Raw genomic sequence first — 23,584 nt, 5'->3', positions numbered from 1 at the left:
GAGGTCGTTGCATGAATTTAAGTCAACTACAACAAGGTCTGGAACAAGCCTTTTATATTGAACAGCACCGGATTGTCTTCTGGTACGATGCGGAACAGTCCTTTAGCGAAGAAGTAAAGGCGTTAAAACTGAATGATGTTCATATTCTGAATATGGCAGAAGAATCCAGCCTTGCGATTAAGCTTAAACTGGAACTTGAGGATCAGCAGGGCAAATACTTGCTGTATTTTCCAAGTCCTGAGCCTGAAACTGAAAAAGACTGGTTACTGGACATCAAGCTCTATTCACGCATCTTCTATGCCGATCGTTTCTCGATTATTTTCAATGAGCTTGGGCTACAGCAACAAAGTTTAAGAGAACATCTGGCCAAACGTGAAGAGTTCCTCAAAGCCAAAGCCCGTCTGAGCGCATTAAAACGTTATACCCAGCCTGATGCAGATGAACAGAATCTGGATATGGCCATGATTGCAGCTGTGGTCAAGGCCGACAGTGCCGAACTCATGCATATCGTTCTGGCACTGGCAGATGAAATGGTACAGCAGAACCTGGCTCTGGAAGTCAATCCAGACTCCTTTGCTGAACTGGAAAAATTCCAACTGGTGCCAGCTTTGGTCACCGCATTACAGGCGGAAATTGGTTATCCAGCATCGGTTGAAGAATTGAATGGGGAAGCACCATTCAAGCTCGGTACGTTCTTTATCCGTTTGATGACTACAGGTTTCTGTGAAAGCCTGGGCGATATACCGCTATGGGCTCAAGAACTGGTGATGTCATCCGTCAGCTCCCGTGCGACGGCTAGAGCCTTTTTGTCGCGCTGGAGAGACAGTTCTAAATACTACCCAACCTTCGATACGCTTTCCCAGACCGTGGCGAATGCACTGCGGATCCAGGAGAGGGTCGGGGCCTTTGATCTGGGGCAGCTGCTGGATGTCATGACCTTTGAAGTGATTGAACAAAAGATCATTGTTGATTTGGCCAGTCATATCCCTGCAGCAACCAAAGCTGAACTGGAACATTTCAGAACGATTATTTCTACCCGTCTGGATGGTTATTGGGCTTCCAAACATAAGGATGATGCAACACGCCGTAAATATCGTACTGTCTATACAGCGTTGCAGGCAGCCATTGAGCTGTTTAGCCTGCGACAGCAGTTTGATGCCGGTTTCTATTTCGACTCCAGTGAAGCTTTGTATAAAGCCTACGAGCAGGAGTTGTATCGCTTTGATATGGCCTATCGCCACTACAGTGCTGCTTCTCAACGCGCTCATGTCGATATCCTGAAAAAACTCGATGAAGAAGTGGAAAATTGCTATTCCTACTGGTTTATTGACCACTTGGCACGCAACTGGGGCGAGCGGATTGAAGCTGAGCAACGCTTGAATGTCTGGAAAATGGCAGATATCCCAAATCAGCAGAACTTCTACGATACTCACGTTAGACCCTTACTCAGTTCCGCAACGAAACGCCGTATTGTGGTGATTATCAGTGATGCTTTCCGTTATGAAGCTGCGGTAGAGCTGCGTGATCGTATCAATGAAAAGCGTTATTCTGAAGCGACCTTGTCTTCACAGCTGGGCGTTGTCCCAAGTTACACCACACTTGGCATGGCCTCGTTGTTGCCGCATCAGACTTTGGAGTACAAAGAGGCCGCAGGTGATGATGTTTTAGTAGATGGGCAGTCCAGCAAAGGGACTGCAGCACGATCCAAAATTCTGGCTGCCTATAATGGATTGGCAGTAACCGCTGAAATGGTAAAAGGCTGGTCGCGTGATGAAGGCCGTGAAGCGCTGAAAGATCATGAGCTGATTTACGTTTATCACAACGTGATTGATGCACGCGGTGACAGTGCCTCGACAGAATCAGAAACCTTTATGGCGGTAGAACATGCTATTGAAGAGCTGACCGAACTCAGCCGCAAAATCTTAATGCACTTCAATATTTCTACCCTGTTGATTACAGCCGACCATGGCTTCCTGTTCCAGCAAAGTAAACTGGAATCTGCGGATCGTTCAAGCTTGACTGAAAAACCTGCCAATACATTGAAGAGCAAAAAACGCTATGTGATTGGGCATGGTTTACCAGAGAGCAAGGAAGCCTGGAAAGGCTCAACCCAAGCTACGGCAGGCACATTATCTGCGACTGATTTCTGGATTCCAAAAGGGGCGAACCGTTTCCATTTCGTAGGAGGCTCACGTTTCGTGCATGGCGGCATCATGCCTCAGGAAATTGTGGTACCGGTACTGATGGTAAAACAGCTACGTGGTGAAAAGGCTGGACAGCGGACCAAGCGTAAAGTTGAGGTCATTTCTACCAAATCCACGCTGAAGATGGTCAATAACATCCAGAAGTTTGATTTGATGCAAACCGAAGCTGTCAGTGAGCTGGTCATGCCAGTGACTTTATCCATTGCCATTTATGATGGGGATCTTAAAGTTTCCAGTGAAGAAACTTTGACTTTTGATAGCACTACCGACTCTGTTGCCGATCGGGTCAAACAGGTCAGACTGTCATTGTCTGGCACTGATTTTGACCGTAAGAAAGATTACTTCCTGGTACTGAAAGACAAAGACCTGAATATCGAGATGCAACGCTATAAGGTCACCATTGATTTGGCATTTACCGATGACTTCTTCTAATAACGAATTAACGATAGAGCGTAGCCTACATGGAATCTGCTAACGATAAAGAACTGGATCAGCTGCTGAATGAACACTTTGCTGGGCGGGTGGTACGTAAGGATCTAACTAAACTGATCAAAGAAGGGGCCAATGTCCCTGTCTATGTACTCGAATACCTGCTGGGGATGTACTGTGCCTCGGATGATCCAGAGATCATTGAACAGGGACTACGTAACGTAAAGACCGTACTGGCTGAGAACTACGTCCGACCGGATGAAGCCGAGAAGGTGAAATCCCTGGTCCGTGAACGGGGCAGTTATAAGGTCATTGATCGGGTGACTGTAAAGCTGAATGAGCGTAAAGACAAATACGAAGCATCATTTAGTAATCTTGGCATCAAAGATGCCGAAATCTCGGCAGGCATCGTCAAAGAGTATGAAAAATTACTTGTTGGTGGTATCTGGGTCATTGCTACGCTCAGTTATTATTTTGAAGAAGGACAGACTAGTTCTCCATTTGGCGTGAGCTTACTCAAGCCGATTCAAATGCCGAATATGAATATGGATGAACTTTTCAGTGGCAGAGCAGCATTAAGCACTGATCAGTGGCGCGAGAGTTTAATCCGTTCGATCGGCATGGAACCGGCTTCGTTAAAAGAGGATGTGCAATGGCACCTATTAGCGCGTATGGTTCCGTTCGTTGAAAATAACTATAACGTTTGTGAACTGGGACCACGCGGTACCGGGAAAAGCCATATTTACAAAGAGTGTTCACCGAATAGTATTTTAGTCTCCGGTGGACAAACGACTGTCGCCAACCTGTTCTATAACATGAGTAGCCGCCGTATTGGTCTGGTGGGCTTATGGGATGTGGTAGCTTTTGATGAAGTTGCTGGTATTTCCTTTAAGGACAAAGATGGCGTACAGATCATGAAAGACTACATGGCCTCAGGATCTTTTGCCCGTGGTCGTGAACAGATGGAAGCCTCAGCTTCGATGGTTTTTGTGGGTAATATTAACCAAAGTGTTGAATCCTTGGTGAAGACTAGCCACTTATTGGCTCCTTTTCCTGAAGCCATGATCGATTCAGCATTCTTTGATCGCTTTCATGCCTATATCCCGGGTTGGGAAATTCCGAAAATGCGCCCGGAATTCTTTACCAACCGTTATGGCTTGATCGTTGATTATCTGGCTGAGTTCTTCCGGGAAATGCGTAAGCGTAGTTTTGCGGATGCCATTGAGAAGTACTTTAAGCTAGGGAATAACCTGAATCAGCGTGATGTGATTGCCGTTCGCAAGACGGTTTCTGGATTGATGAAGCTGCTCTACCCACATGGTCAATTTAACAAAGAAGATGTACGGCAATGCCTGGAATATGCGCTGCAGGTGCGCCGTCGGGTCAAAGAACAGCTGAAAAAAATTGGGGGGATGGAATTCTATGATGTGCATTTTAGCTATATCGACAATGACACCCTAGAAGAGCATTTTGTTTCGGTAAAAGAGCAGGGTGGAGGTGGACTTATTCCCGAAGGTCCTGCTAAACCAGGCTTCCTGTATACCATTGGCCTCAGTAATAAGGGCATGCCAGGCTTATACCGCTTAGAACTTCAAGTCACTAAAGGTTCAGGAAAATTGGCGACATCTGGCTTATGGAATTCAAGTAGTGCCAAAGAACAGGTCAAGATTGCTTTTGATTACTTCAAGGCCAATGCATCCCGGATCTCGGGGGGCAGTAAGGTGCTGGAACATGATTTCCACTTACATGTGGTGGAATTACAGAATACCGGCCCGCTCAGCCATCTTGCTCTGCCAAGTTTAGTGGCTTTCGCTTCTGGCCTCTTAGGACGATCGGTACAAAGTCAGATGGTGGTACTGGGTGATATGAGCTTGGGTGGTTCAGTGACACCGGTGGAAAGTATTGCCGAATGTCTGCAAGTTGCTTTTGATGCGGGTGCCAAGAAGGTTGCTTTACCAATGAGTAGTGCGGCAGATATCCCAACGATTCCTGTGGAACTGTTTACCAAGTTCCAGACCAGCTTTTATGCAGATCCGGTGGATGCGGTGTTTAAAGGGTTAGGGGTGGATTAATTTCATATCTGTCTGGAAGAGTTACAGTAGATTGTTTTAAATTCAGTTTCTCAAGTTAAACACCATGTTGTAAAAGCATAATACTGCCTCTTTTAAAGAGCTAGTATTTTAGGGGGGATTACCCTTCATTTTTTTTTGATCAGATATCTGTTGTACTTTGACAGGATTTTGTTGATCTAAATATTTTTGATACCAAACACGCAATGTTTCAGGAGTACAACCGATTTTAGGATCAATAGCTGTGATTGCTGCCCAAGTAGAAGGATAATCTTTTTCAGATTCAATCAATAATTGAACCGCTCTTTCTCTGATTTCAGGGGGCAATTTTACTTTGCCATTTGTAAGGTAAAAGGGGTCAATTTTAGAATGCCGTTGACAATGTATCGCCTTTTGAGTTTGAAGCAATGTACAATGATAAGATTAACCCGTTAGGTCAGGTGGCCTAACTTAAATAAAAAGTCTCCGACAAACCCGGTACGGTTCACTATCTATTGTTATTCTTACCTGAAATTGATGTGAGCTTATAGAGACAAGGTAAATTTGCAAAAGTGCCGGCTATTCAGTGTTCATTGAATGTTTAATTTAATTTATTAAGCTTGACCTTGGAGTGGCTCTAAGCCTTATACTTGGTACAAATTTTTCGATTGTTATGATGATGCGTTCTACTACATGGATTACAGTCTTGGTTGGATTGTTCATGTTCCAAAGCTTTTGGAATGTGGCGGCGGCCTTTTGTGTCCATGAACAACAGCCTCAATCACAGCAGAGTTATCATTTTGGTCATCACCAAAATACCTTGTGTGCCAGCGATAGTCGTCAACACGATCATAATGGACAGTCAGAAAACATAAAAACATTCAGTAGCGATTTAGAAATCGGTGAAGATCATCAAGATCATCTACCATCGATGACGCATTTGATTGTACAAAATGAAAAAGTAGATGTGTTTCATCCAAGCTCTGAAGTTAAAGTGAATCCACAATTTCATTGGAAAAACAGCTATCAGGCTCCTGACCTGTTTCAACAAAGCCCACCTCCCGAATTTTCCCCGCTCATGGTGGGGTAGCCTAAAACATTCCCACCACTTTTATTATTTAAATAAGTGGGAAAAATCATGTCTTCACAATCAATTATACTCTTGCGTCATAGCTTGGTTGCTTGTATATGTGCAGCGGCTATGCAATATAGCTATGCTGAAAACGTTACCAGCTTTGAATCCGCTTTAGCAAAAGTACAAAGTTACCAGACTCAAGACAAGCTGTGGCAACAAGTTCAGCAAATATCTGAATTGAATATTCAGCAAAGTCGGTTATGGCAGAATCCAAGTATAAGTTTAGAACAGTCTGGCTTTGGCTCAGGTCAAGAACAGGAATTCAATGTTGGCGTTAGTCAACCTCTAGATCTATTTGGTCAGCGTAAGCTGAACCGGGTGATTGCCAATACCTCGAATCAACAAATCCAATTGCAACAGCAATTATGGAAGGCACAAAGCCAACTGATTGTTAAATTTGCATGGTCGCAATTTGCACTTGCTGAGGTTGAGCAGTCTGCTTATTCAGTACAGTTAAAAACAAGTAAAGCCAATCTGGACAGTGCCCAGAAACGCTATCAGGCAGGCAGTATTGCCCTGGTTGATTTTGAGCGTACCCAAATTGAAGCGCTAGAAATCCAACGACTTTATCAGCAAGCGATGCTGAATAAACAAGCTGCCGGTCGTCAGCTGTCTAATTTGTGGGGGGGAGAAACATCTTCACATCTTCAATTGAATAAAACCGCTATCCCTTGGCCAGAGCAAAGTCTCCAAACTGTGCAACGGTATATTGCTGAAGGGTGGCTAGAAAAATTCTATGCCTTGAACATTCAGCAATCGGATCATCAAATTGAAAATTTAAGAATTCAGGCACGTCCCAATCCGACTTTAAATGTAGGCATGAAACGTAGCAAAACCCCTAATGAAAGCAACGATACGACTTTGGCAATCGGCGTGGCTATTCCACTGAATATTTTTAACCGCCAGCAATATGCGATCCCGATGGTCCAGCAACAGCAAATATTGCTGAACCAACAGCAGCAGCGTGAGCTGAAGCAACAAATACTCAATATTGCCAACAGCATGCATCAGCTCAAAGGTTTACGTAGCCAGTTCGATGCCACAACAGCACAAGTTACTTTGGCGACCAAAGTTCAGAGCCGTACTTTACAAGGGTTTCAGGCAGGGAAACTGTCCATTACCGACGTTCAGCAAGCAACCACCCAACTGCAGAATCTTCGATTGGGTCAATTACAAATTCTACGTCAAGCTTGGCAAACTGCCCTCGCAGCTGAGGCACTCAGTATTGGCACAAGTTATGAAGAAATTAGCCGTTCGGATGCCTATACACAACTGAATAAAAAGGCAGTCGAAGCATCGCAAAATTTAATCAATGGGGGAGCACGATAAAATGAACGCCAAGCAAAACGGAAAAATATCCCAGTCTCTCATGATTGCAATTTTGATTCTGATTACGGTCTTGGTCAGTCTGGTTATTTGGTTAAGTTCAAAAAAAACTGAATCTGAGGGGCATGGTCATGATGAGGGAAATGCCGAACATTCTGATGAAGATAGTTCTGAAGAAGGACATGCTGAAGAAGGCGAAATACAACTGACCAGCCAACAAATGGTTGAACAAGGTTTAAAAGTTGCTGTTGCATCCACAGGATTGGTTGAAAAGCTGACAACCCTGCCAGGTAAATTGGTGGTGAATACCGATCAACAAGCGCATATATCGCCTAATTTTAGTGGTCATGTCGAGCAGGTCAATGTGGCTTTAGGACAGAGCGTGCAAAAAGGACAAACGCTGGCTGTACTAATCGTGCCTGAACTGATCGACCAACAGGCAAATCTGCGTATGGCACAGGTGAATCTGGATTTGGCCCGTAAAGATTACCAGCGCGAACAGCAACTCTGGTCACAGGGGATTTCTGCCAAACAGGATTACCAGCGTGCCGAAAATGCCTACCGTCAAGCGCAGATTACTGTCCAGTCCTCACAAGCACGTTTAAATGCATTAGGTGCAAGTGGCAATAACAATGGGCGTTTTCTGATTAAAGCACCGATCTCTGGGGTGATCAGTCAAAAAGATATTGTGGTCGGTGAAAATGTGCAACTGGCTAATCAGCTCTTTGTCATTGAACAGCTGAAAGATTTATGGCTTGAGTTTAATTTGCCGAATCAATTCTCAGGTCAACTGCAAGCCGGGCAAAAAATTGACTTTAAAGTGAATGATTCAGATCAAATCTATAAAGCTACTGTACAAAGCTTAACCTCTCAGGCAGATGTACAAACAGGGCGTCTGGTGGTGCGCGCAAAACTCGATGCGCAAGCTACTGAGTTGCGTTCTAATGTGTTAGTGAGAGTGTTGATTCCGGAAGCTACAGCAAAATCAGCCCTTCGGATTCAAAAGTCTGCGCTGCAAAGTATTGAAGGTGAAGACAGTATTTTCATCGTAGATTCAGAACAAAAAGGTCAAGTCCACTTAAAAGCACAGAAAGTGCAATTGGGGCAGGCTTCAAGTGATGGACAATGGCTTGAAGTGATTTCTGGGCTGACTGAAGGGCAGAAGTATATCGCTCAAGGCAGTTTCTTGTTGAAATCTGAATTAGAAAAAGACGAGGCAGGCCATGAACATTAATTCTGATCTGCCAAAACCAGAAGGTTTATTCGAACGAATCATTCAGTTTTCCATACAAAATGCGATTTGGGTGTTGCTCTTTGTCTGTACCTGGATTGCGGTCGGGGTGTATAGCTATCAGAAACTCCCGATTGATGCTGTACCCGATATTACCAATACCCAAGTCCAGATTAATACTCAAGCCAAGGGTTTTACTGCGCTTGAAGTCGAACAGCGGATTACCTATCCCATTGAAAATGCCATGGCTGGCATTCCGGATCTGGAGCTTACCCGTTCCATATCCCGTTATGGACTCTCTCAAGTCACCATTGTCTTTAAAGATGGGACTGATATTTATTGGGCCCGTCAGCAGATTAACCAACGGATACAGGAGGCGCAATCTGAGTTGCCTGCACAAATCGCACCGACGATGTCCCCCGTTTCTACGGGTCTCGGTGAGATTTATCAATGGGTACTGAAGGCAGATCCGAATGCGAAAAAGCCGGATGGAACTGCATACACGCCGATGGATTTACGTGAGATTCAGGACTGGATTGTGCGTCCTCAACTGCAACGTGTTAAGGGAGTTGCAGAGGTCAACAGTATTGGTGGTTTTGAAAAAACCTATGTGGTCTCTCCCGATTTAAACCGGATGCAGCAACTGAATATCTCATTAGAACAACTGCAACAGGCTTTAGCGCAAAATAATGAGAACCGAGGTGCAGGTTATATTGAAGACAATGGTCAGCAACTGACGGTACGTGTACCGGGTACATTCAATGGGCTTTCTGATATTGAGAACACCATGCTGGGTAGCCCAAATGGCAGCCCAATTCGGGTTGGTGATATTGCGCAAGTCTCTATTGGGCATGATTTAAGAACCGGTGGGGCAACCTATAACGGCAAAGAAACCGTTTTAGGGATTGCCATGATGGCGATGGGGGGAAATAGCCGGACTGTTTCTAAAGCTGTGGATGCCAAGCTTCAAGATATTCAGAATAGTTTGCCTAAAGGGGTAGTGATTGAAACGGTGTACGACCGTACTACCTTGGTTGAGAAGGCGATTAAAACCGTTCAGAAAAACTTGGTAGAGGGAGCAATCCTGGTCATCATCATTCTGTTCCTGTTTTTAGGGAATATCCGTGCTGCCTTGATTACTGCCTGTGTCATTCCACTCTCTATGCTGTTTACCTTAACCGGGATGGCACAGAAAAATATCAGTGCCAATCTGATGAGTTTAGGTGCACTCGATTTCGGCATCATTGTCGATGGTGCTGTGGTGATTGTCGAAAACTGTATCCGGCGTTTAGCCCATACACAGCAACTGTTAAAACGACCTCTCACACAAAGTGAACGCTTTAAGGAAGTTTTTCTGGCTGCCCGCCAAGCACGTCGTCCTCTTATTTTTGGTCAGCTTATTATTTTGGTGGTGTATTTGCCGATTTTTGCTTTAAGTGGTGTGGAAGCAAAAATGTTCCATCCGATGGCATTGACAGTGGTACTCGCCCTTGTTGCAGCCATTATTTTATCGATCACCTTTGTGCCTGCTGCTGTGGCATTGTGGGTCAAAGGCGATATTCAAGAAAAAGAAAGTCGTTGGATGTTATGGCTAAAAGCTAAATATCAGCAAACTCTTGATATTTCGTATCAATACAAAGCAGTTGTGCTGACTTTTGCACTGTGTGTATTAGTGATTACGGGATTTATCAGTACCAAACTCGGCAGTGAATTTGCACCACAGCTCAGTGAAGGAGACTTTGCGGTACAACAGTTACGTTCACCAAGTACAGGCTTAGAAGAGTCTTTACGTATTCAGGAGAATACTGAAAAACTTCTTTTAAAGAGTTTCCCTGAAATTAAGGCAGTATTTGCCAGAACGGGTACAGCCGAGGTTGCAACAGATGTCATGCCACCCAATATTTCAGATGGCTATATCATGTTAAAGCCTCGTTCAGAATGGCCAAATCCTAAAGAAAGTTTAGATGAATTACGTGGCCGTATGGTGACGTATTTAGCCACGATTCCAGGCAATAATAGTGAATTTTCACAACCGATTGAACTCCGATTTAATGAATTGATCTCAGGTGTGCGTAGTGATGTTGGTGTGAAAATCTTCGGTGATGATATGAATGTCCTCAATACTGAGGCGACTAAAATCTCCAAAATCATTCAGCAAATATCGGGTAGCAGTGCCGTGAAAGTTGAGCAGACCTCAGGTTTGCCATTACTGAATGTCGAGGTAAATAAAACTTTGGCTGCACAATATGGTTTGAGTGTGCGTTCAATTCAAGACCTTGTGGCAACCAGTATTGGTGGACAAAGCGTGGGAGAGATTTTAGAAGGCGATCGTCGTTTTGATTTTGTTATCCGTCTTGGAGAGCAAGACCGTAGTGTCGCATCTGTTTCCCAGTTACCTATTCAGCTTCCAAATGGTGGCAGTATTTTATTGTCGGATGTCGCGCAAGTCTCGACCATTGAAGGAATCAACCAAGTCAGTCGAGAAAATGGTAAACGCCGAGTTGTGGTTACAACGAATGTTGAAGGGCGTGATTTAGGGTCTTTTGTTTCTGATGTACAGACACAGCTCAAAGCATACACTTTGCCAAGTGGTTATTGGATAGAATATGGCGGTCAGTTTGAAAATTTGGCTTCAGCCAAAGCACGGATGCAAATCGTGATTCCACTGGCTTTAATCACTATCTTTATTTTACTGATGGCGGTCTTTCACAATGTCAAAGAAAGTCTATTGGTCTTTACCGGGGTACCCTTTGCCTTGACCGGTGGTGTGCTGTTCCTTTGGCTAAGGGATATTCCATTATCGATGTCAGCTGGAATTGGCTTTATTGCCTTATCTGGTGTTGCAGTCCTCAATGGACTGGTAATGCTGACCTTTATTAAGGAATTAAGGGACAAATATCCAGTGCATAAAGCCGTGTGGCAAGGGGCTATTTTGCGCTTAAGACCAGTGTTGATGACAGCTTGTGTGGCTTCACTGGGTTTTGTACCAATGGCGCTGGCAACCGGAACAGGGGCTGAGGTTCAACGGCCACTGGCAACCGTAGTGATTGGCGGGATTATCTCTTCAACATTACTAACTTTGGTGCTGTTACCCGTGCTTTATCGTTGGATAAATGAAAAGAAAGTTTCTTAATCCAATAGATTAGTCGATTTACAGCAGAGATATTGGCTGTTATCCAATATCTCTGCTCATCATAAATAGAATAAGGAAAATATTTTATGTCAGAACATCATGATCATAGCCATGCGGTTGTTACTGAAGAAAATAGTAAGAAGTTAATGGTTGCCTTAGGTTTAACGACTACTTTTTTAATAGTAGAAGTTGTCGCTGCTTTTATTACCCAAAGTTTGGCTTTGTTATCTGATGCAGCTCATATGTTTACTGATGTAGCCGCTTTAGCTATTGCTCTTGCCGCTATCAAAATTGGTAAAAAAGCCGCAGATGATAAAAGAACTTTTGGCTATCAGCGATTTGAAATTTTAGCGGCTCTGTTTAATGCGGTGATGCTTTTTGTGGTAGCAATATATATTGTATATGAAGCTTATCAACGTTTTACGAATCCTGCTGAAATTCAAAGTGTTGGAATGATGATTGTCGCGGTCATTGGTTTGGTCATAAATTTGATTTCAATGAAAATCCTTTCTGCTAGTGCTGAAGGAAGTCTAAATATAAAAGGTGCATATTTAGAAGTTCTTAGTGATGCTCTAGGATCGATAGGCGTGATTATCGGAGGAATAGTTATTTATTTTACCCAGTGGATGTGGGTTGATACCGTAATCGCTGTGTTAATTGGCTTCTGGGTCTTACCTCGAACTTGGATTTTATTAAAACAAAGTATTCATATTCTGCTTGAAGGAGTTCCTGATGAGATTGATATTGAGTCGTTAAGAAATGATTTATTGAAGCTAGAGGGCGTTGAAGGGATTCATCAGTTGAAAGTCTGGGCTATATCCTCAAGAAATATTCATTTAACTGCTCATTTGGTTGCTCCGAATAGCAATACAGATCAACTCTATCAAAAGGCCTTAGAAGTTCTAAAACATAATCATAATATTACTGAAATTACGTTACAAATAGAAAATACGAAATGTAATACATTGAACCAACATAAACACTAATTTGGACTTTAGTCTTCATATAGATGTTTTGTGTAACTTTAAAGTATACCCTAAAGTTACAATCTGGAAGTTCATGAAATTATGTATCATTTAAATGATTTTTAATCATAAGTAACATGTAACTTTAGTGTTAAAGAATTATAATTTACGAAATTGTTCATTTTTATCCAATTGGGGCGTGAAAAAGTGAAAGGCCAAAAAGTAGGGTATGTCCGGGTAAGTTCTGTCGAGCAAAACACTGGACGTCAACTTGAAGGAATTGAGGTCGACCGGATTTTTGTTGACCGTGCTTCAGGTAAAAATACTGACCGACCTAAATTTCAGGAAATGTTGAACTATGTCCGGGAAGGGGACAGGGTGATTGTACATTCAATGGATCGTTTTGCGCGAAGCCTAAAAGATTTGGTCACTGAAGTAGATAAACTGGTCAAACGAGGGATCGCCATCCAGTTTGTAAAAGAAAATATTACTTTTACAGCCGAATCCACCCCGATGGATAATTTGATGCTTCAAATGATGGGTGCTTTTGCACAGTTCGAACGTGAGATCATTTTAGAGCGGCAAAAGGAAGGAATAAAACTCGCCTCTGCTCAGGGGAAGTACAAAGGTCGGGTGCATAAACTAAAGCCTGACCAAGCTGAAGCTTTACGACAAGCATGGAAGGAGGGGAAGTATCCATCGAAAATGGCATTAGGGAAAGCTTTTGGGATTAGTCGTCAGGCGGTATACCGATATTTACAAGTTAGTGAATAGCTTATTGGGATTAGCAACTAAATTTAGTTTAACTTATAAAAATCATGAAACACTGTTCGAATTTTAAGCGTGGAACATGAATAATCAATAAAAAGCCGCTCTGCTGGTGCCCTATATTTCAGAACGGCTTGCTTTAATATAATGATATTTAAAGAGAAATATCAAGCATTACGTATAACGTGTATTATGTTAATTTTAGGAAAAGTGAAAAATAATCTACAATAGAATCTACGAAAAATTGGCCATCAATTATGCCTGATTTCTCCAGTGGAAATAATTGGATTGTGAGATCCCCCACTCAAAATCATAAATTAGAAAGAATTGAAGCATTTCTTTCCAATTATGCTTATAAACCTCACCGACATGATACTTATGCTATTGGCAGGACTCTTTCCGGAGTTCAAAACTTTCATTACAAAGGTACATTGCAACATAGCTTGCCAGGCATGACTATGGTTCTACACCCGGATGAAAAGCATGATGGTGAATCAGGAACATTAGATGGCTATCGCTATAGAATGATTTACATCGAACCAGCGATGATCCAAACCATTTTAAAGGGTAAACCTTTGCCTTTTATCAGACATGGCTTAAGTAATGATATTCGCCTGTTTAGGGCAATGGATAGCTTTCTAAATAATATAAATAATTATATGGATACCCTAGAAGAGGAAGATGCTCTATTTGATTTGGCAACTACACTGTGTGAAATTTCAGATACTTCATCTAACCAAAACAAAAAATTTGACTACAAGGCAGCAGAGAGAGCGCGTGAGTGTATTTTGGCGTATCCACATGAAAACTTAAGTTTGTCAGATTTAGAGAAACATGCTGATCGTGACCGCTGGAGCCTTTCTCGTGATTTCCGATTATTATTTGGAACTAGCCCACACCGTTATATGATCATGCGTCGCTTAGAAACAGTTAAGTTCTACCTTGCTCAAGGGGAGTCTATTGTTAATGCTGCTTTAAATGCAGGCTTTTTTGATCAGAGTCATATGACCAGACATTTTATAAAAACATTTGGTTTAACTCCCACTCAATGGAAAATGATAAATATTAAAAGATAGCCGTTCGATTTGAACGGCTAATTTGTCCTACAGCAGATTTATTCCATTAAGAAAATCTTTGAACATAAAAAGCCCTGATAAAATCAAGAGTATACCCATCAGCTTATTTAGCCGATTAAACCAGATAGGATTAGCAATTTTGTTGCCTAATACTTTTCCAACCAGAGCATAGGTGAATGGTGCGCCAACAGCACCAAGTGAAATCAGTAAAGAAACTATCAAGATCATGATTCCTGTGATTTTGGCTGCAGGGTACATAATTGTCGTAACAGGTAGAATGACGAGAATGGCTTTTGGATTTAATAACTGAATAAATAAGCCATTTAAGAATGTTAGATGGCTTTCTTGCTGTTGAGTTGTTTCTACATTCGCCCTAATCATTTTTATAGCCAAGTAGAATGTATAAATTGCACCCGCTAAAGCAATATAATGAATCAATCCATGTGGAATAACAGCTTCACCTATATAGCCAAACAATACGAATAAGATCAACATGGCGAAACCAATGCCTAGGTAAAATCCTATAGTCTTTTTTAATTGACCTGTAAGGCCAGAATTTAGCCCCATAAAATTTACAGGGCCTGGGCTATACATAACGCTTAATGTATAAAGAAATATTTCCACAGAGTTCACTCAATTAGATAGCAATAAACATCAAAGAGAGAACGGTATCGAGTTATAGGCCTTAAAGATTGTACGTTTGTGCTGAACTAATTAAAAATTTCTATTTAACTTATGTTCACCTAAAGTTCACTTCATAAGTGTATAAAGAAACTATGTATTGTATTTTCAATTGCTTATATAAATATTAGTCTTGGTTTAGAATTTTAAAGTTCATGAACTATGAGAAAAAACTAAGATACGATCAAAATTGTAGAACAACAAAATTATTTATACTAATTTACAAGCCACGCTGTTTAAGCGTGTCATTAAAAAATAAATCTTTTAATCTCTCCACACAATCTCCACACAATCTCCACACAACATCAGCAATTCATAAACACTGCTATTTCAAAATAGTAGTATCTAAAACCCCCCCTCTGAAAAAGCATGTCAACACATTATCATTTAATAGGTTCAATACTTATTACAACTGTACTTTTAATCGGCTGTACACAAGCCAAAGATGCTGAACAGTCCCCAACAGAAATGCCACCAGCGGTTGTCAGTACCATCACGGTATTACCGCATTCCATGAATTTAATTGAAAATCTTCCAGGCCGTGTTGTCGCTTACCGTATTGCTGAAATTCGCCCGCAAGTAGGTGGAATTGTTGATAAAGTACTTTTTAAGCAAGGCTCTTATGTGCAAGCAGGTCAACCGCTTTTTAAATTGAATTCTGAAATATTTCAGGCAGATGTAAAAAGCAATCAAGCCACTTTAAACCGTGCACAAGCTGAGGTGACACGTTTGCAGGTGCTGTTAAAACGCTACACTGAATTAGTAAAAGTAAATGCGGTTAGTCAGCAGGAATACAACAATACCGAAGCAGATTATCAAAAAGCAAAAGCCGATGTGGCGCAAATGCAAGCCATGTTAAGCAGACAACAACTTAATCTTAAATATGCGACTGTTACAGCCCCTATCTCGGGAACGATTGGTGAAATCTTAGTGACTGAGGGTGCATTAGTTGGTCAAGGTGATACTAATGCAATGGCCGTAATACAACAGATTAATAAAGTCTATGTTGATGTAAAGCAATCAATTAGTGATTATGAAAAACTACAGGAAGCTTTACAGCAAGGTGACGTGTCAAATACCAAACATACGGTTGAAATCCTAAATAGTCAGGGTAAACCTTATAACGTTACAGGTGAAATCCTATTTTCGGATACTAAAGTTGATCCTGATACGGGTGATGTCACAATCCGTATTTTAGCCAATAATGAAAATCAAAAACTTTTGCCAGGCATGTATGTTCGAGTCAATATGAGCCGAGCTCAAGTTGAAAATGCGCTCCTAGTTCCAGAACAAGCGATTCAACATGATATTAGTGGTAAAGCCAATGTTACGATTGTTAATCAAAAAGGTTTAGCGCAAAGCAAGCCTGTTCAGCTTGGTCAACGTTATCAAAATAACTATGTGATCAAACAAGGGTTACAAGCAGGTGAGAAAGTCATTGTTGAAGGGGCTGATCGTATACAGCCTGAGCAAAAATTAAAAATTAAGCAGTGGCAACCTACAAATATTAAGGAAAATGGAGGACAGCAATAATGTCCCAATTTTTCATTAGGCGTCCTATTTTTGCATGGGTGATTGCTTTATTTATTATTCTGTTGGGTGTACTAAGCATCCCCAAGTTACCTATTGCACGATTCCCAAGTGTTGCGCCACCACAGATTAGTATTACGGCAATCTATCCAGGTGCTACGCCAAAAACATTGAATGATAGTGTTGTGACCTTGATTGAGCGGGAAATGTCAGGTGTCAAAAACTTACTTTATTACAGTTCAAGTTCAGATAGTTCTGGAACAGCAACAATCACCGCAACATTTAAACCAGGTACAGATGTAGAACTTGCACAAATTGATGTGCAAAACAAAATTAAAGCCATTGAGTCACGCTTACCTCAAACAGTGCGACAACAAGGGCTGATGGTCGATGCTGCGTCGTCTGGTTTTTTAATGATGGTGGGCTTAAGTTCACCGAATGGCAAATATAGTGAAATTGATGTCAGTGACTATATGACTCGCTATGTGATTGAAGAATTAAAGCGGGTTGACGGTGTTGGTAAAGTCCAAAATTTTGGTGCTGAAAAAGCCATGCGGATTTGGGTCGATCCAGATCGTTTGGTTTCTTATGGATTGAGTATTCAAGATGTGAATACAGCCATCCAAAACCAAAACTTGCCGATATCACCAGGTCGTATTGGTGATGTTCCTGCTTTGACGGGGCAACAAATTACTATTCCTTTAACTGCTCAAGGTCAATTAGAAACTGTAGAGCAATTCAAGAAAATTAGTTTACGTGCTCAACAAAATGGCGCCAATGTTCGACTGTCGGATGTCGCTCGTGTCGAAATCGGGGCACAGATGTATAACTTTGCGATTTTAGAAAATGGCAAAGCCTCTACAGCTGTGGCGATACAAATGAGTCCTGGTGCCAACGCTGTCAAGACTGCAGAAGGTGTTAAAGCGAAAATTGAACAGTTAGGTTCAGCACTGCCTGATGGTATGAAATTCTCTATACCTTACGACACTGCACCTTTTGTAAAAATCTCGATTGAAAAAGTAATCATGACATTGCTTGAAGCTATGGCATTAGTTTTTATTGTCATGTTTATCTTTTTACACAATGTTCGATACACCTTAATTCCGGCGATTGTTGCACCGATTGCATTGCTTGGCACATTCTCAGTCATGCTGCTTGCTGGTTTTTCGATTAATGTGCTGACCATGTTCGGTATGGTGCTTGCGATCGGGATTATTGTCGATGATGCGATTGTGGTCATTGAGAATGTTGAACGCATTATGGCGACAGAAGGCTTATCTCCAGTTGAAGCCACATCTAAAGCCATGAAGGAAATTACCAATCCGATTATTGGCATCACCTTAGTGTTAGCCGCTGTATTCTTGCCGATGGCATTGGCGTCAGGCTCAGTGGGGATTATCTATCGTCAGTTCACCATTACCATGTCGGTTTCAATTTTATTCTCAGCTTTCCTTGCACTGACATTAACCCCTGCGTTATGTGCAACGATGTTAAAACCGATTGATCAAGACCATCAGAAAAAGGGTGTTTTTGCATCGTTTGATCGCAGTTTTGAGAAGCTGAACAATCGCTATGAACGCAGTTTATTTAAAGTAATTAAACATAAAACCCTCGCAATGTTATGTTTCTTAGGCATTGTCATTGTGCTGATTTTTAGTTTTAAACACGTTCCGACTGCGTTTATGCCAGAAGAAGATCAGGGGTGGTTTATGACTTCGATTCAACTTCCTGCGGATGCAACTCAAGAACGTACCCGTAAAGTCGTTGCTGAGTTTCAAAATTATTTAGACCAAGAAACGGGGATTAAAGACAATATGGCGGTCTTAGGTTTTGGTTTTAGTGGATCTGGTCAGAATACAGCGATGTATTTTACCAATCTATTGCCATTCGAAGAGCGTACTATTACGGCACAAGAAGTCGTGAATAATGCCAATATAGCGATGGCTGAAAGTTCAGAAGGTCAAACCATGTCTGTGTTACCACCAGCAATTGATGAATTGGGTAACTCATCTGGTTTTTCACTGAGATTATTAGATCGTGGCAATATTGGCATGCCTGCTTTAAGAGAAGCACAAGATCAGCTTTTAGCATTAGCAGCACAAAGTAAAATCGTGGCGGAGGTCTATCCTGAAGGTTTGCCAGATGGCAGTTCTGTACAGCTTAAAATTGATAGAGATAAATTGCAGGCATTAGGTGTTAATTTCAGTGATGTGACCGATATTATTTCAACCTCAATGGGTTCGATGTATATCAATGATTTTCCAAATCATGACCGTATGCAGCAAGTCATTGTGCAACTTGATGCCAAATCACGCATGAGTATTGAAGATATTCTTCAGATTAAGGTGAACAGTCAAAGCGGTAAATTGGTTTCAATGTCTGAAATAATTACTCCAATTTGGCAACATTCCCCACAACAATACAATCGTTACAACGGTCGTCCATCATTGAGTATTTCTGGCAGTCCAGCAGCAGGTATATCTTCAGGACAAGCCATGACTGAGATGGAAAATTTGATTGAACAACTTCCGAAAGGTGTGGGTTATGAGTGGACTGGGATTTCTCTAGAAGAAAAACAGTCGGAATCACAAACCTTGTTTTTATTACTGTTGTCGATGTTAGTCGTTTTCCTTGTCTTGGCAGCGCTTTATGAAAGCTGGTCAATTCCATTCTCTGTGATGCTAGTTGTCCCTCTAGGGTTGATTGGCGCCTTTTTAGCAGTAATGTTACGTGGTATGCCAAATGATATTTTCTTTAAGGTCGGCATGATCACGATTATTGGTCTATCTGCAAAGAATGCTATTTTGATTGTTGAGTTTGCAAAAGCACTAAGAGAAGAAGGAATGGGTTTAGTGGAGGCAACCGTTGCAGCCGCTAAATTGCGCTTACGTCCAATCCTAATGACATCTTTGGCATTTACCTGTGGCGTTATTCCTTTAGTCATTGCCAGTGGCGCTAGTTCTGAAACTCAAAAAGCGATTGGTACAGGCGTCTTTGGCGGCATGATCAGCGCAACAATTCTAGCTGTTATTTTTGTACCGATTTTCTTTATTGTCGTCATGAGCATGGTTGAGAAATTCTCGAAACGTAAAGCGGCACATTAAGCATCAAAACTGAGAATAAAAGCTGTGGGTTAACGAGTTTAGCCCACAACAAATCTTTCATTTACATCTTTATTTCAGAATTGATTTAATAAACCATCAATATAGGTTTAATCATGAAAGCTACCAATCTTGATCCGAAACGCTGGTGGATATTGCTCGCTGTCGTGCTTGCATTTCTGCCGATTGTGATTGATATGACTGTACTGCATGTTGCGGTTCCCTCATTAACCCAATCGCTGAGTGCCACAAGTAACCAAGTCTTATGGATTATTGATATTTATCCATTACTTATGGCTGGACTTTTAGTTCCGATGGGAACTTTGGCTGATCGTGTCGGCAATCGTAAGATTCTGCTGATTGGCTTGGTTATATTTGGAATTGCCTCAGTCCTTGCGGCATTTTCCCAAACGGCTTCTATGCTGATTGCCGCACGTGCTTTATTAGCATTAGGCGGTGCCATGATTATGCCCTGTGTATTGGGTATTATTCGCAGAACCTTCGAAGACAGTCGCGAACGTGCCATTGCGCTGGGTATTTGGGGCACAATCGGATCAGCCGGTGCCGCCATTGGACCGCTCATTGGTGGGGGATTGTTAGAATATTTCTGGTGGGGTTCAGTTTTCCTGATTAACGTCCCAATCATGCTGGTTGTCGCACCAATGTGCTATTTCTTATTGTCCCGAAAAGAAGCTATAACCCCTGGACATTGGGCATTTGGTCAAGCGCTATTGCTGATTGTCGGTTTGATTTCGTTTGTATATGCACTAAAAGCAGGCTTAGGCGGTAAACAGTCGTTGTTGATTGTCTTGCCTTTGGTCGTTTTATCTATCGGCTTATTAACCATATTTGTACGCAAACAGCTGAATTCTCCTCAGCCGATGCTAGATCTTTCGCTATTTTCACGTCCTGCTATTTTAGCCGGCATTATTATGGCAATGGTTGCTGCAGGCGCTTTGGCAGGGGTTGAGTTAACTTTGGCAATGGAGCTGCAATATGTCATTCGTTTAACACCGCTGCAAGCCGGTCTTTTTATGGTTCCGATTATGGTTGCGGCCGCTATTGGCGGGCCTATTGCTGGTTTTTTATCCAATAAATTTGGACTCCGTCTGGTTGCGACCATGTCATTAATATTGGCAGCAATTGCGTTGGTCAGTTTGAGTTATTCAGATTTTCATCATCCGGGAATCATCGTTCCCTTTATTTTAGCTTCGATTGGATTAACACTGAGTATTGGTTTAACAGCTTCATCCATTGCGATCATGGGCTCAGTACCTGCAGAAAAGGGCGGTGCGGCAGGTTCACTTGAAAGTACAGGTTATGAACTGGGTACAGGACTAGGTATTACTTTATTTGGTGTTTTCATGGCCTATATATTTGGCAGTCATCTTCAAGTGCCGTCAGATTTAACTGCTGTTTTAGCAGAAAAAGCCAGACTTTCGATTGGTGATACCTATTTAGTGGCGAGCCAGTTACCCGTTGAACAAGGTACAGCATTGATTAACGCAGGTAAAATTGCCTTCAGTTCAGCTCATGTTAATTTATTATTAACAGCAGGGATTATCATCGGGATACTCTCCATTGTGGTATTTTTTATGCTAGCTAAATATCGAGATGAGAATTCATTGTGATGAAATTTATTTGAGGATCATCAAACAGAATGGTTAAGTTCAGACATCAATTTATCTTAAATTTATGGTTTAAATTAAGCCGTATTAATCTGAACTTAACACATTATAAATGAGTTGATGTCTTACGATTTAGTTGAATAGTAAAACAGCTGCCACCTAAGTTTTTGGATTTAGAATAATAAATATGACCTTGGTGTGCTTCAATAATTGCATCAATCACTGCCAAGCCTAATCCAGTACCGCCATCTAGACATGATCTAGAGTCTTCCAGTCGATAGAAGGGTTTGAACAGGTGTTTAAGATGCGATTCATCAATACCAGGACCTTCATCTTCAAACGTCAATACCCAATGTTCTGCTGTGGTTACAGATGTAATATTTATTTTTCCAGCATTCGAATATCTTAGAAAGTTAGAGAACAATGCAATAAAGACCTGTTCCATCCTTCTTATATCAACGCAAACCAATTTATCCGTCAAATTTAAAACAATAGTTAAACCTTTAACATGAAACCGTTCATTAAACATCTGCAGACATTTTTCAATACTATTTTTTAAATTGGTCTTTTCTAGTTCTAATCGTAATTGTTTATTTTCAATAAGTGTCAGTGTCCGTAAATCTTCCACAAGGTAAGATAAGCCTTCGACTTGGTTCAATAAGCTTAGGTGTAAAGCTTTATCGGCAATAAATATACCATCGACAATACCTTGCAAGCGACCTTGTAATATTGTCACAGGTGTTCGTAATTCATGTGCAATTGCAGCATTCCAAACAGTTGAATTCTTAACTGATACTTCAAGTTGGTTTGCCATTTCATTGAAGTTCTCAATAAGAGACTTGATTTCATGTGGAATATCATGATGTGGCTGTTTAATTCTGAGTGCTAAATTGCCTTGTTGAATTTGTTGAATAACATCTGCTAAATCACTAATTGGCTGTGTATAGCGTTTTCCATATTTAAAGGCGAGGATAGTAGAAAGAAAAAAGCCTGTTAATAGCACTAAAAACAGCCAGATAAAGTCAACGGAGGTAACTGAAAATTCATTTGAATTAATAACTTGTGTATTTAGAAAACCTATTTTTATCGCCCAGCTATAAACAAAATAGCCAATCATGAAAGATAACAGCGTAATGCCTAAATTGAATAGGCTCATCATGATAATAAACTGGAAGTTAATTCCAACAGAATTTTTAAAAAAGTTAAATTTCATGATTTTGATCTAAGCGATACCCCACGCCACGGACATTGATTAATAAGCCATTTACATCATTTTCTTCAAGTTTTTTGCGTAATTTGCTGATATGGCTATCTACAGTGCGATCTAAAGCATCACTTTCAGGCATACAGTTTTGGATCAATTCATTACGTGTAAAGACTTTATTCGGTGTTTTTGCCATCAAAAACAGTATCTTATACTCAGTTAACGTAAGGTTGAGCAACTGATTTCTTTGACCATTTGAAATGTAAACTTGATGATGATCTGGATTAATTTCAATATTTCTATAACGAATAATATTAGTTATTTCCATATTTTGGCTTGTACTTCGTCTAAGTACGGCTTGTATTCGTGCAATCACTTCGTTTGGGTTAAATGGCTTAATAATAAAGTCATCAGCACCCATTTTTAGCCCCATGATCTTATTCACTTGATCATCTAAGGCAGTCAGCATAATGACAGGTAAATGACTTGTTTGACGGATGATTTGTAGAATTTCCCAGCCATTTAGTTTGGGTAATTTAATATCAAGGAGAATCAGGTCGATAGAGTTGGCTTTTAGGCACTCTAAAGCTTGTTGTCCATCCAATGCACGGATGACCTGCATGTTTTCATTTTTTATGTATTTTTCAAGAATGTCACCAATATCATAATCATCTTCTACAACGAGAATGACGCTGTTTTCGAAGCTGTGCTGTAGATTTGGATACATATATTTTATCTTAGATGAAGTAGCTATGCATTTTAACATTTAATTGTGTAATGGAGATGATTAGACGAGCAGTCATTTATATTTGTAATTGAGGGGTGACATATAATAAAATTCGTTGCATATCAGTATTAATGAACAAAATGTCAATTATCATTCATTTAACATAATGGCTGTTATACGAAACGAGAGTGTTAGAACCCATTTAAAGTGTCTATATTCTCACCAATAAAAATGTCCGGTTTCTCCGAGGTAAAATATGACTTTTGAACAAAAATAAGCCATTGTTTATTCTTTTTATTTCCAACAAAATTCCAGAACTCATCTACTTCGAGAGATTCATAATGACTTTGCTGAGGCTGAATTTCATAGGTTGATTCAGTTAAAGTACGTAAAACTTT

15 protein-coding genes and 2 pseudogenes are annotated in these 23,584 nt (G+C 41.0%); 12 read left to right on the top strand and 5 right to left on the bottom strand.

Annotated features, from left to right (window positions below):
- Positions 1-11: 11 nt before the first annotated feature.
- The gene (gene pglZ / locus FTU16_RS14045) at positions 12-2,636 is read left to right on the top strand and encodes a BREX-1 system phosphatase PglZ type A (protein ID WP_180004191.1); all 2,625 of its coding nucleotides are present in this window, start codon (positions 12-14) and stop codon (positions 2,634-2,636) included.
- Positions 2,637-2,665: 29 nt separating this feature from the next.
- The gene (brxL, locus tag FTU16_RS14040) at positions 2,666-4,705 is read left to right on the top strand and encodes a protease Lon-related BREX system protein BrxL (RefSeq protein WP_005021615.1); all 2,040 of its coding nucleotides are present in this window, start codon (positions 2,666-2,668) and stop codon (positions 4,703-4,705) included.
- 123 nt (positions 4,706-4,828) lie between these two features.
- On the opposite strand, the pseudogene FTU16_RS14035 reads toward brxL, so the two are convergent.
- A pseudogene (locus FTU16_RS14035) lies at positions 4,829-5,065 on the bottom strand (hypothetical protein); the annotation flags it as partial.
- 289 nt (positions 5,066-5,354) lie between these two features.
- On the opposite strand from FTU16_RS14035, the gene FTU16_RS14030 reads away from it, so the two are divergent.
- The 7 genes from FTU16_RS14030 (at position 5,355) to FTU16_RS14000 (ending at position 14,315) form a co-directional block, all read left to right on the top strand.
- Positions 5,355-5,771, top strand: coding sequence for a cation efflux protein, CzcI-like (locus tag FTU16_RS14030; protein WP_227591103.1), 417 nt, complete (start codon positions 5,355-5,357; stop codon positions 5,769-5,771).
- A gap of 48 nt (positions 5,772-5,819) precedes the next feature.
- Entirely contained in the window at positions 5,820-7,145 is a 1,326-nt protein-coding gene (locus FTU16_RS14025; RefSeq protein ID WP_035269736.1) for a TolC family protein, read from the top strand.
- Position 7,146: 1 nt separating this feature from the next.
- On the top strand, positions 7,147-8,376 hold the full coding sequence (locus tag FTU16_RS14020; protein ID WP_016658777.1) for an efflux RND transporter periplasmic adaptor subunit: 1,230 nt from the start codon (positions 7,147-7,149) through the stop codon (positions 8,374-8,376).
- On the top strand, positions 8,366-11,506 hold the full coding sequence (locus FTU16_RS14015; protein WP_179994455.1) for an efflux RND transporter permease subunit: 3,141 nt from the start codon (positions 8,366-8,368) through the stop codon (positions 11,504-11,506). The genes FTU16_RS14020 and FTU16_RS14015 overlap by 11 nt, the downstream gene beginning before the upstream one ends.
- 86 nt (positions 11,507-11,592) lie before the next feature.
- A complete protein-coding gene (locus FTU16_RS14010; protein ID WP_005028603.1) occupies positions 11,593-12,492 on the top strand; it encodes a cation diffusion facilitator family transporter in 900 nt (299 codons plus the stop codon).
- Positions 12,493-12,678: 186 nt separating this feature from the next.
- Positions 12,679-13,245, top strand: a complete 567-nt coding sequence (locus tag FTU16_RS14005) for a recombinase family protein (protein ID WP_000678311.1) — start codon at positions 12,679-12,681, stop codon at positions 13,243-13,245.
- Between the two features lie 251 nt (positions 13,246-13,496).
- On the top strand, positions 13,497-14,315 hold the full coding sequence (locus FTU16_RS14000) for an AraC family transcriptional regulator (RefSeq protein WP_032073151.1): 819 nt from the start codon (positions 13,497-13,499) through the stop codon (positions 14,313-14,315).
- A gap of 27 nt (positions 14,316-14,342) precedes the next feature.
- On the opposite strand, the gene FTU16_RS13995 is transcribed toward FTU16_RS14000, so the two are convergent.
- Positions 14,343-14,939, bottom strand: coding sequence for a LysE family translocator (locus FTU16_RS13995; protein WP_074163998.1), 597 nt, complete (start codon positions 14,937-14,939; stop codon positions 14,343-14,345).
- Between the two features lie 426 nt (positions 14,940-15,365).
- On the opposite strand from FTU16_RS13995, the gene FTU16_RS13990 reads away from it, so the two are divergent.
- From FTU16_RS13990 to FTU16_RS13980, 3 genes are all read left to right on the top strand, one after another.
- Positions 15,366-16,529: an efflux RND transporter periplasmic adaptor subunit gene (locus tag FTU16_RS13990; RefSeq protein WP_032073150.1), complete on the top strand. Its 1,164-nt coding sequence runs from the start codon at positions 15,366-15,368 to the stop codon at positions 16,527-16,529.
- The gene (locus FTU16_RS13985) at positions 16,526-19,630 is read left to right on the top strand and encodes a multidrug efflux RND transporter permease subunit (protein WP_270915313.1); all 3,105 of its coding nucleotides are present in this window, start codon (positions 16,526-16,528) and stop codon (positions 19,628-19,630) included. Before FTU16_RS13990 ends, FTU16_RS13985 begins: the two co-directional genes overlap by 4 nt.
- Before the next feature lie 113 nt (positions 19,631-19,743).
- On the top strand, positions 19,744-21,258 hold the full coding sequence (locus tag FTU16_RS13980; protein ID WP_032073148.1) for an MFS transporter: 1,515 nt from the start codon (positions 19,744-19,746) through the stop codon (positions 21,256-21,258).
- Between the two features lie 103 nt (positions 21,259-21,361).
- On the opposite strand, the gene adeS is transcribed toward FTU16_RS13980, so the two are convergent.
- The 3 genes and pseudogenes from adeS to FTU16_RS13965 form a co-directional block, all read right to left on the bottom strand.
- Positions 21,362-22,468, bottom strand: a complete 1,107-nt coding sequence (gene adeS, locus FTU16_RS13975; protein ID WP_032073131.1) for a two-component sensor histidine kinase AdeS — start codon at positions 22,466-22,468, stop codon at positions 21,362-21,364.
- Positions 22,458-23,186, bottom strand: a complete 729-nt coding sequence (adeR, locus tag FTU16_RS13970) for an efflux system response regulator transcription factor AdeR (RefSeq protein ID WP_032073130.1) — start codon at positions 23,184-23,186, stop codon at positions 22,458-22,460. The genes adeS and adeR overlap by 11 nt, the downstream gene beginning before the upstream one ends.
- Before the next feature lie 269 nt (positions 23,187-23,455).
- Positions 23,456-23,584, bottom strand: a pseudogene (locus FTU16_RS13965) (IS1 family transposase); the annotation flags it as partial.

The organism is Acinetobacter sp. YH12069 (assembly GCF_013419675.1).
GTDB lineage: Bacteria > Pseudomonadota > Gammaproteobacteria > Pseudomonadales > Moraxellaceae > Acinetobacter > Acinetobacter amyesii.
The sequence above is the reverse complement of the archived record's forward strand: the minus strand, read 5'-3'. Positions and strand labels throughout refer to the sequence as shown.